General features: G+C 43.7%; 15 protein-coding genes. 13 read left to right on the forward strand and 2 right to left on the reverse strand.

Annotation, left to right across the window (positions count from 1 at the left end):
* Positions 1 to 318: 318 nt before the first annotated feature.
* From BMW41_RS01330 to rhuM, 5 genes are all read left to right on the forward strand, one after another.
* Positions 319 to 633, forward strand: a complete 315-nt coding sequence (locus BMW41_RS01330; RefSeq protein ID WP_177171125.1) for a hypothetical protein — start codon at positions 319 to 321, stop codon at positions 631 to 633.
* 222 nt (positions 634 to 855) lie between these two features.
* Positions 856 to 1,479, forward strand: coding sequence for an Ltp family lipoprotein (locus tag BMW41_RS14265; protein ID WP_074648191.1), 624 nt, complete (start codon positions 856 to 858; stop codon positions 1,477 to 1,479).
* A gap of 192 nt (positions 1,480 to 1,671) precedes the next feature.
* Complete coding sequence (locus BMW41_RS01340) at positions 1,672 to 2,025, forward strand: hypothetical protein (protein ID WP_074648193.1); 354 nt, start codon at positions 1,672 to 1,674, stop codon at positions 2,023 to 2,025.
* 243 nt (positions 2,026 to 2,268) lie between these two features.
* Positions 2,269 to 2,898, forward strand: coding sequence for a GNAT family N-acetyltransferase (locus BMW41_RS01345; protein WP_074648194.1), 630 nt, complete (start codon positions 2,269 to 2,271; stop codon positions 2,896 to 2,898).
* 62 nt (positions 2,899 to 2,960) lie between these two features.
* Positions 2,961 to 4,109: a RhuM family protein gene (rhuM, locus tag BMW41_RS01350; RefSeq protein ID WP_242870268.1), complete on the forward strand. Its 1,149-nt coding sequence runs from the start codon at positions 2,961 to 2,963 to the stop codon at positions 4,107 to 4,109.
* A gap of 21 nt (positions 4,110 to 4,130) precedes the next feature.
* Here rhuM and BMW41_RS14095 read toward each other — a convergent pair whose 3' ends face one another.
* Both BMW41_RS14095 and BMW41_RS01360 read right to left on the reverse strand, forming a co-directional pair.
* The gene (locus tag BMW41_RS14095) at positions 4,131 to 4,841 is read right to left on the reverse strand and encodes a BTB/POZ domain-containing protein (RefSeq protein ID WP_083378716.1); all 711 of its coding nucleotides are present in this window, start codon (positions 4,839 to 4,841) and stop codon (positions 4,131 to 4,133) included.
* 11 nt (positions 4,842 to 4,852) lie between these two features.
* Positions 4,853 to 5,497, reverse strand: coding sequence for a hypothetical protein (locus BMW41_RS01360; protein WP_074648195.1), 645 nt, complete (start codon positions 5,495 to 5,497; stop codon positions 4,853 to 4,855).
* Positions 5,498 to 6,284: 787 nt separating this feature from the next.
* Between BMW41_RS01360 and BMW41_RS01365 the strand changes: the two genes are divergently transcribed.
* From BMW41_RS01365 to BMW41_RS01400, 8 genes are all read left to right on the forward strand, one after another.
* Positions 6,285 to 7,079, forward strand: a complete 795-nt coding sequence (locus BMW41_RS01365) for an NERD domain-containing protein (RefSeq protein WP_074648197.1) — start codon at positions 6,285 to 6,287, stop codon at positions 7,077 to 7,079.
* A 105-nt stretch (positions 7,080 to 7,184) separates the two neighbouring features.
* On the forward strand, positions 7,185 to 7,790 hold the full coding sequence (locus BMW41_RS01370; protein WP_074648199.1) for an SOS response-associated peptidase: 606 nt from the start codon (positions 7,185 to 7,187) through the stop codon (positions 7,788 to 7,790).
* Positions 7,791 to 8,005: 215 nt separating this feature from the next.
* Positions 8,006 to 8,173 (forward strand): DUF4357 domain-containing protein, encoded by a 168-nt coding sequence (locus BMW41_RS15405; RefSeq protein ID WP_420341565.1) that lies wholly within the window; start codon positions 8,006 to 8,008, stop codon positions 8,171 to 8,173.
* A 16-nt stretch (positions 8,174 to 8,189) separates the two neighbouring features.
* Complete coding sequence (locus tag BMW41_RS01380; protein WP_074648201.1) at positions 8,190 to 9,401, forward strand: DUF6361 family protein; 1,212 nt, start codon at positions 8,190 to 8,192, stop codon at positions 9,399 to 9,401.
* A complete protein-coding gene (locus BMW41_RS01385) occupies positions 9,385 to 11,217 on the forward strand; it encodes a phospholipase D family protein (RefSeq protein WP_074648203.1) in 1,833 nt (610 codons plus the stop codon). The genes BMW41_RS01380 and BMW41_RS01385 overlap by 17 nt, the downstream gene beginning before the upstream one ends.
* Positions 11,210 to 14,470, forward strand: coding sequence for a helicase-related protein (locus BMW41_RS01390; RefSeq protein WP_074648205.1), 3,261 nt, complete (start codon positions 11,210 to 11,212; stop codon positions 14,468 to 14,470). Before BMW41_RS01385 ends, BMW41_RS01390 begins: the two co-directional genes overlap by 8 nt.
* Before the next feature lie 61 nt (positions 14,471 to 14,531).
* A complete protein-coding gene (locus tag BMW41_RS01395; protein WP_083378718.1) occupies positions 14,532 to 15,047 on the forward strand; it encodes a DUF6998 domain-containing protein in 516 nt (171 codons plus the stop codon).
* Between the two features lie 62 nt (positions 15,048 to 15,109).
* The gene (locus BMW41_RS01400) at positions 15,110 to 15,340 is read left to right on the forward strand and encodes an excisionase (protein ID WP_074648207.1); all 231 of its coding nucleotides are present in this window, start codon (positions 15,110 to 15,112) and stop codon (positions 15,338 to 15,340) included.
* Positions 15,341 to 15,677 lie beyond the last annotated feature (337 nt).

Here is a 15,677-nt window from a genome sequence, read left to right on the forward strand (position 1 = left end):
CACAGAAATAATTATTCATTAAGGATCTCTTCACATTTGATTTCCTGAAAAAGGTAGTTGACAGTTGGTTTGTTACTGGGTAAAATGCTATCCACATAGAAAAAGTTTATCTTTTACAGAGCGGCATTGCATTCGTGTGATGTTAGCTCTGTTTTTCTTTGTACGTGCTTTGTAAAGGATCTCTTCGGAGCAATGTCATTAAGTTAAGATGACGAATAAAGATCTCTATATCAGAAATGGTATAGGGGTCTTTTTTTACAAAATTCTGTGCCGGATGAAGGTCCGCTTACGGACTATGAAAGCTGGATGCCGGATTTTATGGTAGGGCTGGCAGAGGGAATTGAGAAGAGTAAAGGCCTGGTTACGAGAGAACTCCATTCTCTTTCGGCAGATATGGTGGTGAATCCGCAGGTGAACGGTCTGCAGATGGCGATGGCCGGAGCAGGAAGCGGTACAGTGAGCAGTGCGGATCTGTCTGGACTTGTTTCTGCGATCCGGGATGTTGTTCGCGGGATGAATGGTTCCGGTCAGGACAGTGATATCGTGATTCCGGTTTATCTGGGAGGTACTATGTTGGATGAGGTGATCGTGAATGCCCAGCAGAGAGCGAACTTAAGAAGTGGGGGAAGGTAAGGCAGAGGAACATTCAGTTTCTTGATAAAACTTCCCTCACCTTTTTCGGTAAGGGGAGCTTTAGTCGATCATATTTTGCCTGGACGATATAACTGTGCCACAGAAAAGGATAGAAGTATATTATTTGTCTATGAATAAACATTATTTTTAAAACAATATAATCAAAAAAGTGCTAATATTGGATGTAGATGTTGTTAATACTGCTTTGGGAGGTAAAATATTATGAAAAAGAGAATTTGTATTATAGCATCAATCCTTGCACTGACGTTCGGATCCTCAATTACATGTATTGCTGGATCATGGCAGCAAAATCAAATAGGCTTTTGGTATCAAAATGATGATGGAAGTTATCCGACAAATTCTTGGATGCAGGATTCAGATGGTAAATGGTATTATTTTGACGAGAATGGATATATGCTCCACGATCAGTGGATTGGAAATTACTATGTCGGATCATCTGGTGAAATGCTAATTAATACTACAACTCCAGATGGCTATCAGGTTGGACCTGACGGAGCATGGATACAGCCGAACGCCCAAACTGCGGAGCAAACGGTGACTCTTGGAATGAAAAATGCCGTTAAGAAGGCTCAGCAGTATCTCAAATATATGTCATTTTCGAGAAAGGGATTAATTAAGCAACTCGAATATGAAGGTTTTTCTAGTTCTGAGGCAACATATGCAGTAGATGCTGTAGGCGCTGATTGGGAAGTACAGTGTGCTAAAAAAGCGGAGGCGTATCTCAAGTATACGAGTTTTTCACGAACTGGTCTAAAAAAACAACTTGAATATGAGGGATTCACAGGTTCAGAGGTTGCTTTCGGTCTCTTGGCGGTAGGGTATTAAGAGATTTGAGAGTTTTGCACAACTTAGGAATCATTTTAAAATTTTTGGATGATGTTTCAGAATGATTCCAGTTTTCGTAATAGTTTTAAGATATTTATTCTGCTAAATTGCTAAAACTTCCCACACCTTTTCGGTGTGGGAAGTTTTAGGTTTATAGTCGAAGGGTTCCGCAGTAAAAGCGAAGGGAGCAAGATGGCGTTTATTCAATATCTAAATTTTGATGGTGAAAATCTACCTCTGCCTACTTCGTACGAAGTAAGTATGGAAGACCGAGAAGCGGATTCCGGTGGTGAAACGGAGGCCGGAACCTTTCAGAGGGATGTGGTGAGAGCAGGCGTCCGGACGATCGCGGTTTCGTTTGTGGTGACGGTTAAATGGCTGAAGAAACTGATGGGGTATAAGCAGAAGGAACGTATCACGGTCAAGTATTTCGATCTAGAGACGGTTGCTGTGAAGCAGACACAGATGTATGTGGATGGCTTCAAAAGTAAATTGGAAAAGGATACAAGCTATAAGGGGTTGTGGTCGGTGAGCTTTACACTGTAGGAGTTTTAATTGATCGAACAGATTTGTCGACAATGTGTTATGATATCACTATCAGGAGAGTAAGAAATCAAGCGAAGAAATTAGGCCGCAAGGCTTGATTTATAAAAAACATTATAAGGAGAGTGCTTTTTGAAAAAGTACAACACACTGGAGATTGTGGGCTGACCGGGAGGTTTGCTTACGATCGAACAAGCCTCCCGCTGAAAGGCAGCTTTTGGTCACAAGTTTTCAGGAGGAAAAACAATGAATAAAAATGACTACATGATTCGTTTAGAGAAAAGAGAAGATTACAGAGCAGTAGAAAACCTTGTCAGAGAGGCGTTTTGGAACGTATATCGTCCGGGCTGCAGTGAGCATTATGTGATTCACATGCTGAGGGATGATCCGGCATTCGTGAAGGAGCTGGATTTCGTATTGGAGATTGATGGAAAGCTGATTGGACAGAATATGTTCATGAAGACGATTATCAAGTCTGATGACGGAAGGAAGATTCCAGTATTAACAATGGGACCGATCGGAATCATTCCAGAGTTAAAACGCAAGGGCTACGGAAAGGCGATACTGGACTACTCCTTGGATAAGGCTGCAGAAATGGGGTTTGGAGCTGTCCTTTTTGAGGGCAATATCGATTTCTACGGCAAGAGTGGTTTCGACTATGCCAGCAAGTTTGGTATTCGTTATCATGATTTGCCGGAGGATGCAGATTCGTCATTCTTTCTCTGTAAGGAACTGATCCCGGGATATCTTGATGAGATCACCGGAGTGTATCAGACTCCACAGGGCTATTATGTGAATGATGAAGACGTGGATGAGTTCGATAAAGGATTTCCGACCAAAGAAAAGCTTAAGCTGCCAGGACAGATCTTTGGCTAAACGAAAATAGAAATTAAGCAGTTGATACTGCCGGAAAGAGATCGAGTAACATCGGTCTCTTTTTGTTAGGGGATTATGCATGGACGGTGGAGGATGATGGCATCTATGAAGCGATTCCCATGGGGATATTTAAATATCCGGACGGGACTGGGAACAAACTTCGGAAGGGTTCGGTTTATTCCGCCGGGAGTGTATTCGATTGTGGAGGTGAGAGAAGGGAGTTTAATAAGAATGTTTGGTTAAGTCAAAAAATGATGGGGGTTCTTTACGATGTTGGAAAGAGTACAATCAATTATCATTTGCATAAACTGTATGAAGATGGAGAAATAGATGAGAATTCAGTTGTTCGGATTTTTCGAACAACTGCCGATGATGGAAAAGAATATGATACGTTACATTATAATCTTAAGGCTATCATAGCAGTTGGTTATAAAGTAGACTCGGAAAAAGCAGTTCAATTTCGTAAATGGGCAAATACTATAATCGAAGAGTACACGATTAAAGGTTATGCCATGGACGATGAAAGGCTCAAAAAAGGCGGGAGTATTTTAACGAAGGAGTATTTTGAACAGTTATTGGAACATATTCGAGAAATACGTTTATCGGAACGAAAATTCTATCAGAAGATAACGGATATTTACGCGACTTCAATTGATTATGATTCGACAGCAAAGGAAACAAAGCGATTTTTTGCAGCTGTTCAAAACAAGCTTCATTATGCTGTTCATGGTCAGACCGCAGCAGAAGTGATTTATAACAGAGCGGATGCCGAGAAAGAGCATATGGGACTCACGACATGGGAAGGTTCTCCGAATAGCAAGATTCATAAGTATGATGTTACTGTAGCGAAGAATTATTTGACGGAAGAAGAATTAGCTATCCTTAGTAGAATGGTTACGGCCTATCCGGATTTGGCAGAAAGTATGGCAATGCGAAATATTCCTATGACTATGGCAGATTCTGAGAGAAGAGCCTTATGTATGCCTTCCAGCATCAGAAGCGCCTCATCGATGATCACATGGTCAGCTATGTGGCTGATCACGAAATGCTCGCAACGAGTGAGTAATATTTGCTTCCGCCGGGAACTATTCCCGGCGGGAAACATCAAACGTAACAATGACACAAACTTGAGCAGTTCAGCGACAGACAAAGAGAGCAGCCGTGTGACAGCTCATGAGATCAGGAACACATACAAGCTTCGCACAGAATGAGTTGTTTCTAAGTTTTACTCGTTACAATAATGACTTTAACAAGTTTCCTTTACCAACACTTCTTCCTCTTTCATCAAAGGTTTCATTTCTCATCGGATCATAGTGGCCGATTCGACGCAATCCGGCTCCTACCAGATACTGAGCACCATTGGACATAGTTTCAATATAGCCGTTTCCGCCATTTCTAAAGCGCACATTTTCTCTTGTGAGCTTCCGACGCATACTGAGATTCCTAATTTCAACCGGTTTACTAAAGTAGTCTTGTGCTGCATATCGTTCCGTGTTGGGATTGCGACGTATCCCTTGGCCTTTGTCCCCGGCATTCAGCACGGTATTTGCAACTTTGCCGAGTGCATATGAAGCAATTACATTCTGCGCTAGATTCATATCTGTTCTTGTGCTTTGCGCTTGATGTTGGGTTTTCGCCATTTTTTTAAATTTTTCCTTTGAAGCTTTCCTTGAATCACCAAACGGAGCTGATCGAACAATTTCTTTTTTGCGAGTCTTCCATATTTCAGGTTTTTTTCTGCGTTCCAGAGTATACTTTATATTATACGCCATGCACCATACAAACCAAATCGGAAACAGAAGAAGACCTATAGGAGTGAGCGTAAACAGGAGAATGCATACAATTGCAAAAAATATCATAAGCTTAATCACCGTTTTCTTTTCTTTCGCTCTAACGTCCTGTTTATACGTCTCAATTTCCTCTGGAGACATTTTTTCGTTCATACCTATGACCTCTAAATTTGCTTAAAAACACCAAAAACCGGATCAAATAAATATCCTCTATAGTCGAAAGTTTGATAATCACCGTTTGTTTTATCCTTCGGCGCGGCATTTCCGAGAATAATAAGAAATTCTTCATTATCATTTCTATATACTGAGAGCCGTTGCATCCACTTAGCCACATGAGAAAGCTTTTGCTCAAGTTCTTGACTTCTTTGATCGCAATGATTGTAGGAGATCACAACCTTCAAAGGACAACGGATGTGAATTAGTTTAATGATTTCATCCATCCAGTCTGTTTTATCATTTTCGTGCTCGACTGCAATCTTCAAATCCCAAAAGTGAGGATTTAGACCAGATTGAACCACTTCATTTTGGGGGATTTCTTTCCAGCGAGGCTGATAGCCAATGGAGTCTATACGGAAGTATTCGTGTTGACTTTCCATATGTCTTGGATCATCAACTGGATATGCGTTAGAAATGATTCTATCTACAACATATTTATTTACGAGTTCCGTAAATGCAGGCTCGTTATTCTTATAAATCTGTAAATAGGTTCTGCCAAATAGATCCGGATACGAAGGAATCTGCTCCTTTGTGGCAACGGCATCTTCTTTTAGTAGGTCGTTATACGCTTGAAAGAATTCGTTCGCATTCATGAATCTATCCTCCTGTTGATTATTTCAAAAAAAGCACACTTTTGCGATCACTCATGCTTTTTTCTCGATTTTGAAAACGAAATGAAAAGATCATTCTAAAGTACTTGTTGAAGGAGCCTTTACTCAATGATATATCATACTGCGTAGATTTTGCATAAGATAATCTTGAGATCCTGGACGCCAAATCCGGGATCTATTTTCTGTGAAAATTGCACAAAATAACGCGAATTATAGCATCTAATGGATGTAAGATAATATTAAAATTTTGCGAAATAATTTCTAATAATAACCAATATTATTGGAGACCTGATTTTTGATATCTCCCTAAAATAAGATATTTCTCTATGGAACCCGCATAAGTACAGGGGGGTCTGGATTATCCTACACTATGTAATTTGTTATGGATTGATATAGATTTTTTGTTTTTGGGCACTCGATTTGGCACGCGATGCATCCGAGATTTGGATATCCTAAAGGTTATTTTTAAAACATTTGTTTCTTTGTAGATCAAGCCCAGATAAGCATAACCATGAACAGTAGCATGAGGTGATAACGCTTCGTGCTACTGTTTTTTTGTGTAATGACGGTGATTTCAGCAAAAATAATTGCTTGAAAGGAACTGCATGAATTGCCTTGTAAGGGAAGCAATCTTCTGAAACATGTTTTCTCTTTTATGCAGGTTTCGGATGTATAATGTGGATGAATGGATTTGAGGCCGGAAAGGTTTTTTCGGATTTCTAATAGGTATCGGGATCAGGTAGAATGAATGCAGCTTGGAGGATGAACCGTGGGGAAAGGTCTTATCGACAAAGTATTGGATCTCATTTTTGACGAAGCATGGGTTGGAAAGCGTGGAGAGACGCTGACCGAACGGGAACTGAAGCTTGTCCAGCTGTTTGGAAGGAAGGGGAAAGTTCTTCGGAATGTTTACCTTCCAAAAACGAATGGAGAAACATCGGAATTGGATCTGGTGTTTATCACGCAGAAGGGGATTTTTATCTTTGAAAGCAAGAATTATTCTGGCTGGATCTTTGGAAATGATCAAAATAAGAACTGGACGGCGGTATTGCCCAACAAGCAGAAATATCGATTCTATAATCCGGTCATGCAGAATCGTTCGCATATGAAATGGATGGAGAAGGTGGTTGGGAGTGACATTCCGCTGTTTTCTATCATCGTATTTTCGGAGCGGTGTGAGCTGAAAGAGATTTCTTTATCATCGTTTGCATATGTAATCAAGCGTGAACGAACGTATGCGACGGTCCGCGAGATCTGGAATTCGAATCCAGACATGGTTTCGGATGATCGGATCGATGAGATTTATGAGAAACTGCAGATGTACACCAATGCGGATCAGGCGGTTAAAGCGGCGCATATTGAAGCGATCCAAAAGAATTATCTTGGAAGGGCTACTTGTTCGACGTATTTGGACGAACAGGCGGGTCCAGAGAGTGTTCCGATTTGTCCTCGTTGTGGAAGTAAACTCGTTCTTCGTGTTGCGAAAAAGGGTCCGAATGCCGGCAACTCATTTTGGGGATGCAGCGCATTTCCGAAATGCCGGTATACTCAAAATGTTGAGTGAGAGTAAATCGTAGAATGGTAACTGAAAGATCAATATATAGGGACTCGTGCTGAAGATGGATGCAATGTTCATCCGGTAAGGGAAATCTATGTGGAGGGAGAGCGCATGTGCGGCAGATATTGTATTAAGGAATCTGCGGAAATGGATGAGATCATTCGCCTCATGAATGCATCTCAGCTAAAACTGGCCCTGGAAAAGCGGGAGTTAGGCGTCCGGACATATGGAGAACGTTTTCCGTCGGAAGTTGTACCGGTCATTGCTTCGGATCGTCGCGGAAAGCGAGCGGTTTTCCCGATGAAATGGGGATATGATATAGGAAAACTTGTGTTTAACGCAAGGGTTGAAACTGCAGCTGAGAAGCCATTATTTCAAAATGATTGGAAGCGGCACCGATGCGTTATTCCGGCATCATGGTATTTTGAGTGGGAACACAGAAAGGGGAGTGATGGAAAGGTCCACACGTTAGATAAGTATCTTATTCAACCCCGAGGGAAAGATATTACCTGGCTGTGCGGCTTATATCAGATAAAGGATGGGCTTCCATCTTTTGTCATTCTCACGAAAGAGGCAGAAGAGGAGATTCGGTTTATTCATGACCGTATGCCATTGATCATGCCGAAGGAGCTGATCGGCGAGTGGATCCGACCGGAAACGAGGCCGGAAGAGTTGATAGATCAGGCAGTGACAGAGATGGTGTACGAAAGAGCGTAGGTTTTAAACGATGCATTCTTAAGAATGGGTAAGCCACGTGGAGCAAAATGTCGGTTTATTATTGGAGGGAATATGAGTTGTTTAAAAGATCCAAACTATGTTAGAGATTTGCGTTTCGAACAAAGTTAAACTATTACAGAAAGAAAGGGTCACAGTTTTCGTATCGGGAAACGAATTCATGCGCTCAGTCGATCCGGAAATATCGTCAGAGACTGATTGATGATGGAAGAGTTTCAAATGGTGTCTTTGTGAAAGATGTGAAGTTTCATAGTCCGTCTACTGCGGCGGCATGCATCCTTGGACGCAGTGTGAATGGTCGGACGGCATGGCTTAATAAAGACGGAAAGATGCTGAAGGAATTGCAGGAAGCAGGGCAGATATAGAAAGAAGGCCGTAGATATGCCGCTTGGATGGATCGATTTTTCAAAAGGTGAAAGAAGTAAGGTGTTGAGCGTACTGGATATGTTGTCAGAAGCCGGTACGCTTGATGAGCTTGGCATTGCGCCGGTAAGAGACGGATTTGCCAACACATTCTTTCCGGGAACATCTACGATCCAGACAAGGGCAAAGTATTTTATGATTGTCCCCTATGCGCTGAAGGACCTGGAATACAGCGGAGAGTCAAACCCGAATCGGGTGCTCCGGGCCTTGGATGAAGTAGAGCGGCATTGCGGCGAACGGTTTCTTGCCAATGGAAAAGACACGGAAGGAATCATCGGCAGCCGTTCGTTAGGTCAGGGAAAATGGGTAAAGCGTACACCGGCGGATATCTATTGGGCAGGGCTTCGAAACTACGGTATATTTACCGGCGGTTCGTTATCTCTCACAGAATATGTCCGCGCCATGTGCGCATTAAAAAATCAGAAGGAGACTCTCACAAAGCTTGGGAATCGGAATGACAATGCAGAGGAGAGTGAATCCGACGATAAGGATGCCGGGGAGCTTTTTAAGATGCAGTTTTGGAAGATCCCCACCTATATGCAGGACTGGGAAGAGAATTTGGACATTCAGCTTACAGAAGCGGAAGGAGATTTTCTGAAACGGCAGATGATCCAGGCGTATCCGGATTCCATGATGGCTTATATCCTGAAGAATGATATGGTTGAGGTCTTTGAGTCGAAGAGTTTTCTTCAGCTCGAAGGCCTGATACATCTGTTTCCGGAAAGGGTACGGGACGATTACAGCCTTGCAAGTAGCTTTTCGATGTTCCTGTACGTCATCCGAACGGTTTACAACATCATCGTTTCGGTGGGGAAGAACCCGGACGCAAACCGTGAGTGGGAGAACATGAACCCATCTTTGGATGAGTATGCGGATATTGATTTGGAAAAAATAATCGAAAGGCTTCAGCTGTACCGTAATGTGTTCCTTTGCCGGTTTCTTCAGAAAACTCAGGAATTCATGTCAAGGGGAGATTTGGAAGGATTGATGACGGAGATCCGGCGAAGAGAACGGGAATTGAAACAGAACCGCGCGAAAACGATGCATCCCGGAGAATTCGATCCGTACACATGGTATGGAGGAGGCGTTCTGGACTATCGTTTTGGCAATGCCAAGATAATCATAAAAGACATTTTTGAAAGCGAGGGTCTGAATGTTAAATCCAAATAATGACAGGCTGGATTATGGGGAGATCCTCGCACCGAAGCCGGGATATCATCTCGATTTTGCGGTGGGGACCACGTATTCTCTTGATCTGGATGCTCTTGTAGGGGTTAGCCTTGCACTTGGTTTGTCGGAAGAAACCGACAGCGCGCTGATGAATAATCCAGTATGTCTTTTGGAAGCGCTTCGAAGCACCGGAGATAAGGTGGCTCTCTTTTGTGAGGGCGGTCAGATCCATATGCCGAACAAGGTGACGCCGCTATATATTCTTCTGGAAAAGATGGTATTCTCTGTGAGGACGGTGAAGCAGAGAGGATTCGCAGCATTTCCATCGTTCCATCCGAAGTTCTGGCTGATTCGTTACAAGAATGCGGAGGGAGAACTGTATTATCGCGTTATCGTTTTAAGCCGTAATCTGACCTTTGACCGCAGCTGGGATATCACATATTTTATGGACGGTTATGTGTCAAGAAAAGCGACCGACAAGAATGAGCCGATATGCGATTTCCTGCGATATCTTCTTTCACATGTTTCATCCGATGATAACGGCAGAGAGAAGGCAAAGGGAATCCGAGGCTTAATCAAAGAGCTTTCCCGTGTTGTATTTGAACCGGAAGAAAAAGAGTTCTATGATTTCCAGTTTATACCGAATGGTATCAAAGGCGGGAACGGGGAGCATTACCGTTTTGAGGAAACGGAGCTTTTTACGGAGACTTTTCATGAAATCATGATCATCTCTCCGTTTGTTTCCGGTAGCGTGATTCGGGATTTTAATGGCAGGAATTCCAAATCCTCCATACAGGATGCCAGGTATATGCTGATCACGAGGGAGATGTCGCTTGGACGCCTGAAACCGGAGGATGTCAGTAACTTCAACATTTATACCATGCGGGATAATGTGATTGATGGCGAAACGGCAATATCAGAGGAGGCCGAATCCATACAAAAGCAGGATATCCACGCAAAGGTATATATGATGCGGAAGAACTCGACGTCACATCTTTATCTTGGATCACTGAATGCGTCGCATAACGCCGTATATGGGAATGTGGAGTTTATGCTTCGGCTTACGGCAAAGAACCGGCATCTCAACATGGACAAACTGAAGAACGCTCTGTTTTGCGGAGAGGAAGATAATGATGATAACCCGTTCCAGAGGGTTCATCTGCAAAATGCCATCATCAGCGAAGAAGACGATAAAACCAGTGCATTGAATGCCGTCATTAAGGGGATCAATCGGAGTAATCCTTCCGCAATCGCAAAGCCGGAATCGGAAGATCATTATTCGGTCTGCGTTCATTTTGAGGAGTGTGACACGAAGGATTATCAGGTGTTGGTGAGACCACTGCTTTCTAATAAGGCGGAAGAGTTTACCTCAACTATGGTTTTCCGAAATCTGACCGTGACACAGCTTTCCGAGTTTTATGTGGTAAGAGTTTCTGATGGAGAACATAGAGTGGAACGAGTGCTGATCATCCATACGGAGGGGCTTCCGGAAAATCGGGAAAAAGCCGTCGTGTCCAGCGTCGTAAGCGACGAAAATTGCTTTTACCGGTATATTGCTTTTTTGCTTGGAGATGATTCTATTTTGTCTGCGCTTGAAGCAAATCTGGCCGGAGGTCAGGCGATGGCAGGAAGGAGCAGATCGGCAAATTCCATACCGGCATTATATGAAAAGATGCTTCAGACGGCGGCAATAAGCCCGGAAAAGTTCAAAGGGATCGAATACCTGATGAGGACAATATCCGAGGACGGGGTTATTCCGGAGGATTTCAAAAAGCTGTATGAGACATTTAAGAAGGCGGTGAAACAGAATGGCTAAAGAGGGTGTCACCGGGGAACTGGATGCAATCGAAAAGAGGATCATGAGCGGCCTGAAGGACTTTCAGCAAGCTACCGTGAACCGGATCGATTATCTTTACCGCCATGGTCAAAGAAGAGTACTTGTCTCGGATGAAGTAGGACTTGGAAAGACGTTGATTGCGAGAGGAACGGTGGCGAAGATGGCAAGGTTGCGCCGTGAAGAAGGAGACAGTCTATTTAAGGTTGTCTATATATGCTCTAATGCGGCGATCGCGGACCAGAATCTTCGGAAACTGAGAATTACCAATGAGGCAAAGACCGAAAGCGCTTCCCGGTCGCGTCTTTCCATGCAGCATCTGAATATCTTCCGGCAGGAAAATGACGCTGAACTGATTGAGCGATATATACAACTGATCCCGTTGACCCCGGATACCTCTTTCCGAATGACATCCGGCGCTGGTATCGTGGATGAGCGCGCATTGATGTATGCAATCTTAAGACGGATGCCGGAATTTAGGAGATATCTTTCGGAGCTGGAAGTCGCGATGATGAATGATGCCATGGGTGCCTGGCACGCATGGTGTAAGGGTTTCTATGAGCATCTTGCCGGTGAATGTGATCAGGAATCGGGAGGCAGGTATTTTCAATACATGACGGATAAACTCCGGATCGAACTGTCTTCGGTCTGGATTGAGGACAAGACGTATTTTGATGGCATAAAAGATCTTTGCCGCGCCATAAGAAGAAATGGCGGAGAACGTGTCGGGAATAATAAAATCATCGGTCAGCTCCGGGTGATCTTTGCAAAGATCAGTCTGGAAAAACTGGAGCCGGATCTTGTCATCATGGACGAATTTCAGAGATTCAAGTATCTGTTGAACTCGGATCCGGATTCCGAAACCGGCATGCTGGCCAATAAGTTCTTCCATTCCGATGATGTCCGGATGCTTCTTCTTTCCGCGACACCGTATAAGATGTATTCGACACCGGAAGAAATTGATGAAGCAAGGATCGATGAACATTACACGGAGTTTTTATCTGTCATGGATTTCCTGAATGAGGAGTCGGATGCAGGAAACGAATTTCTCACCGTCTGGAAGGATTATTCCGTAAAATTGAAAGAAATGACGCGGGGAGATACCACGATCCTTGCCGCAAAGGATGCGGCGGAAGAAGCAATGTATCAGACCGTATGCAGAACAGAAAGAATATCAGCCAAAGAGAACGCGGACATTATTGACGATAGTGATGTCCATCTGCCACTGGAAGTGCTGGAACAGGATATTCGGTCATACGTTCAGGCACAGGAACTTTTGGACGCGATCGGCGCAAATTATCACGTTCCAGTGGATTACATTAAATCCACGCCATATCTGATGTCGTTCATGAGGGATTATCAGTTAAAGCGTAATGTGGAAAAATATTTTAAGAGCCATCCGTTGGAAGTTCACAAGATCAAAAAAGACTGTTTCTGGCTGAATCGAAATGCCCTGGATCGGTATGACAAGATTCCAAATAATAACGCAAGGCTCGAAAGAGTTATGGATACGGTATTACAGAGGGGAGTCGAAAAGCTTTTATGGATGCCACCCTCGAAACCCTATTATGAGATGCAGGGCGTGTTTAAGGATACCGAAAAATCCACCAAGACGCTGATTTTTTCTTCCTGGGAAATGGTTCCAAGGATGATTGCCAGCCTGATTTCTTATGAGGCAGAGCGCAGAACCGTCGGGAAGCTCGCAAAGGATTATCACGACAGGGATGCACATTATTTTTATAGTGGAGAGAAGAGATATCCTTCCGCACGAATGAATTTTTCCGTAAGTAACGGAACTCCGTCTGCGATGACGTTATTTTGCCTGCTGTATCCTTCGAAATTCCTCTCAGACTGTTATGATCCAATTGAATGTATGAATGCCGGGATGAATATACGGGAAATCCAGAGAGATGTTAAGGCGAAAATCGCGGAAAAACTGAAGGGATATCCGGGCAGCAATCGCGGAACCCCGGATAAAAGATGGTACTACATAGCCCCGCTCCTGATGGACGATGCGGAGTACGCGTATCATTGGATCGACAGTGGAGATAAGTTGGCTGATTATGACGATGGCGATGAAAAATCCAAGAAGCAAAAAGGATTCAAGGCGCACCTTGAGATGCTCCGGGATTTGTTTTACGAGTCGCACAGCAATCAGTTTGCGAATCTGGGAAAAAGACCGGATGACCTTATCGATGTACTGACGGATATGGCGATTGCTTCACCGGCGATTTGCATCCATCGCGCGTACCGAAGATATCTGAAAGAGGATGAGGTAATGCCCTCATACATGCCGAGCCATTTAGCGAGAGTGTTTATAAACCGCATGAATTCGGCAGAATCCACTGCGGTCGTTGAGCTGGCCTGCGGAAGAAAGTCAGAGGATGCGCATTGGAAGAATCTTTTGACCTATTGTAGACAGGGGAATCTTCAGGCGGTATTTGATGAATATGCGCACCTTATTTCCAACGGCCTTGACCATGATGAAGCTCTAGTGGCCCAGCTGCATCGCCAGATGATGGAGGCAATGGATATACGAACCACACAGTACAACGTGGATACCTATAAGAGCTTTCAGAAAAGGATGCTTGGTCAGAAAGACAGGCCGACCAATATAAGGACCCATTTTGCCGTTGCATTTACAAAGGGCGATGGAAAAGAAACGGACACGGACCGTAAAAAGACTATACGGAACGCCTTTAATTCGCCGTTTCGGCCGTTTGTGCTTGCCACAACCTCAATCGGACAGGAAGGGCTGGATTTCCATAATTACTGCCGAAGGATTGTGCATTGGAACCTGCCATCGAATCCGATTGATCTGGAACAGAGGGAAGGACGGATTAACCGTTTTGAATGCCTGGCGATACGGCAGAACGTCGCTCAGCGGTACGGAAGGATCCATTTTAAAAACGATGTTTGGAACGAGATGTTTGAAGAGGCCTCCAGGGTTGAAAAAACGGAAGGTTCTTCAGATCTGATACCGTATTGGGGGCTTCGTGAATCCGAGGACATGGTTAAGATCGAACGAATCGTTCCGATGTATCCCTTTAGCCGGGACGGACTTGCATATGAGCGGCTGATAAAAATTCTTTCTATGTACCGACTTACCTTGGGACAGGCAAGGCAGGAAGAATTATTGGAGTATCTGTTTAGGAACTGCGATGATCCGGAAAAACTGAAAGAGTTGTTTATCAACTTGAGCCCATTCTATAAGGAACAACGGGGGAAGAGCTGAGTAGGAAGGCTAAACGAAAATTGTATTATCATTCGGCTTTAAGGGAAAGCGTGGTGATCCTATGGAGAAAAATGATTCGATTCCGTATTCTGTAGAGAAGATGAACGGAGTAAAGGAAAAAATACAACGTTTGATAGGAATAGTGAAGGAATTGGAAGCGGATTTCCCAGGAAGACATTTTACCTTGGATGGTCATCTTGTGGGCAGCATCGGTGAAGTCATGGCAAGCTATTATTACGGTATCAGCTTGTATAGGGCATCGATGCCTGCACATGACGGTGTGGTTGATGGGAAAAGGATTCAGATCAAGATTACGCAGCAGGACGATATTGTGATCAACGAAGAACCGGATTACCTGATCGCTTTATATCTTACAAAGAACGGAGATGTGTATGAGATATACAATGGCCGAGGTAAGGAACCGTGGAAAGCGGCAAGTAAGAGAGACAGCCACAACAATAAACACATGAGAGTGAATAAACTGATGGAGTTGGATGCAGAGGTTCCAGAAGCCGATAGGATCTCGGCAAAGAATCCGATTGAGAAGATGAAGAAGGAGTATAAGAACAGAAAATAAAGTTATGTGGGTCCCCATCGGGTACGAAAAACGGTATTTCATGCATCGAAGGGAGGAGCCAGATGACTTTGATCGCAAATCAGAACACGCAGAAGGAACCGGAGAGGGTTCCGATCTATGAGAAGGTTACGTTGACCATTCGGGAGGCTGCAGAGTATTCCAATATCGGGATTAACCGGTTGGAGACGATGCTGCGTTCTCCGAGGTGCCCGTTTGTGCTTTACGTGGGCAAGAAAAAGCTGGTGAAGAGAAGGGAGTTTGAAAAGTACATAACAGACAGAATTGAGATCTAGAACCATTGTAAATGCGGCTTTTTATAGGAAACGTACCGCTTTGAAAGATTTAATCACATTGTAAAAGAGGCCCTGATTAGTGTATAATTTATCAAGCTTATCTGGGCTTCTTTTTTATGTAAGGAGGTTCGGATGGGAAAAGATCTCAAAGGAAAGGAGCTTGGGAAGGGATCTATCAGCAATCGAATGGCACGTATTGCGCCAGGTTTGTTGAAATCAATCTCGGGGCAAATGCGTTGAAAGTTCTTTAAAACTTCATGCGGAATGATATTCTGTGGCACTCGTTGTGGCACTCGGTCGAACATAAGAAGCACAGAACCGCATAAAATAAGGACTT

The organism is [Clostridium] aminophilum (assembly GCF_900101295.1).
In the GTDB taxonomy this organism is placed as follows: Bacteria; Bacillota; Clostridia; order Lachnospirales; family Lachnospiraceae; genus Clostridium_R; species Clostridium_R aminophilum_A.

Coding starts and splice junctions, on each gene's coding strand:
- BMW41_RS01395 (WP_083378718.1), top strand. CDS start 14,532: ATGGAGAAAAATGATTCGATTCCGTATTCTGTAGAGAAGATGAACGGA.
- BMW41_RS01385 (WP_074648203.1), top strand. CDS start 9,385: ATGTTAAATCCAAATAATGACAGGCTGGATTATGGGGAGATCCTCGCA.
- BMW41_RS01370 (WP_074648199.1), top strand. CDS start 7,185: ATGTGCGGCAGATATTGTATTAAGGAATCTGCGGAAATGGATGAGATC.
- BMW41_RS01345 (WP_074648194.1), top strand. CDS start 2,269: ATGAATAAAAATGACTACATGATTCGTTTAGAGAAAAGAGAAGATTAC.
- BMW41_RS01390 (WP_074648205.1), top strand. CDS start 11,210: ATGGCTAAAGAGGGTGTCACCGGGGAACTGGATGCAATCGAAAAGAGG.
- BMW41_RS01380 (WP_074648201.1), top strand. CDS start 8,190: ATGCCGCTTGGATGGATCGATTTTTCAAAAGGTGAAAGAAGTAAGGTG.
- BMW41_RS01340 (WP_074648193.1), top strand. CDS start 1,672: ATGGCGTTTATTCAATATCTAAATTTTGATGGTGAAAATCTACCTCTG.
- BMW41_RS01330 (WP_177171125.1), top strand. CDS start 319: ATGGTAGGGCTGGCAGAGGGAATTGAGAAGAGTAAAGGCCTGGTTACG.
- BMW41_RS14095 (WP_083378716.1), bottom strand. CDS start 4,841: ATGAACGAAAAAATGTCTCCAGAGGAAATTGAGACGTATAAACAGGAC.
- BMW41_RS14265 (WP_074648191.1), top strand. CDS start 856: ATGAAAAAGAGAATTTGTATTATAGCATCAATCCTTGCACTGACGTTC.
- BMW41_RS01360 (WP_074648195.1), bottom strand. CDS start 5,497: ATGAATGCGAACGAATTCTTTCAAGCGTATAACGACCTACTAAAAGAA.
- BMW41_RS01400 (WP_074648207.1), top strand. CDS start 15,110: ATGACTTTGATCGCAAATCAGAACACGCAGAAGGAACCGGAGAGGGTT.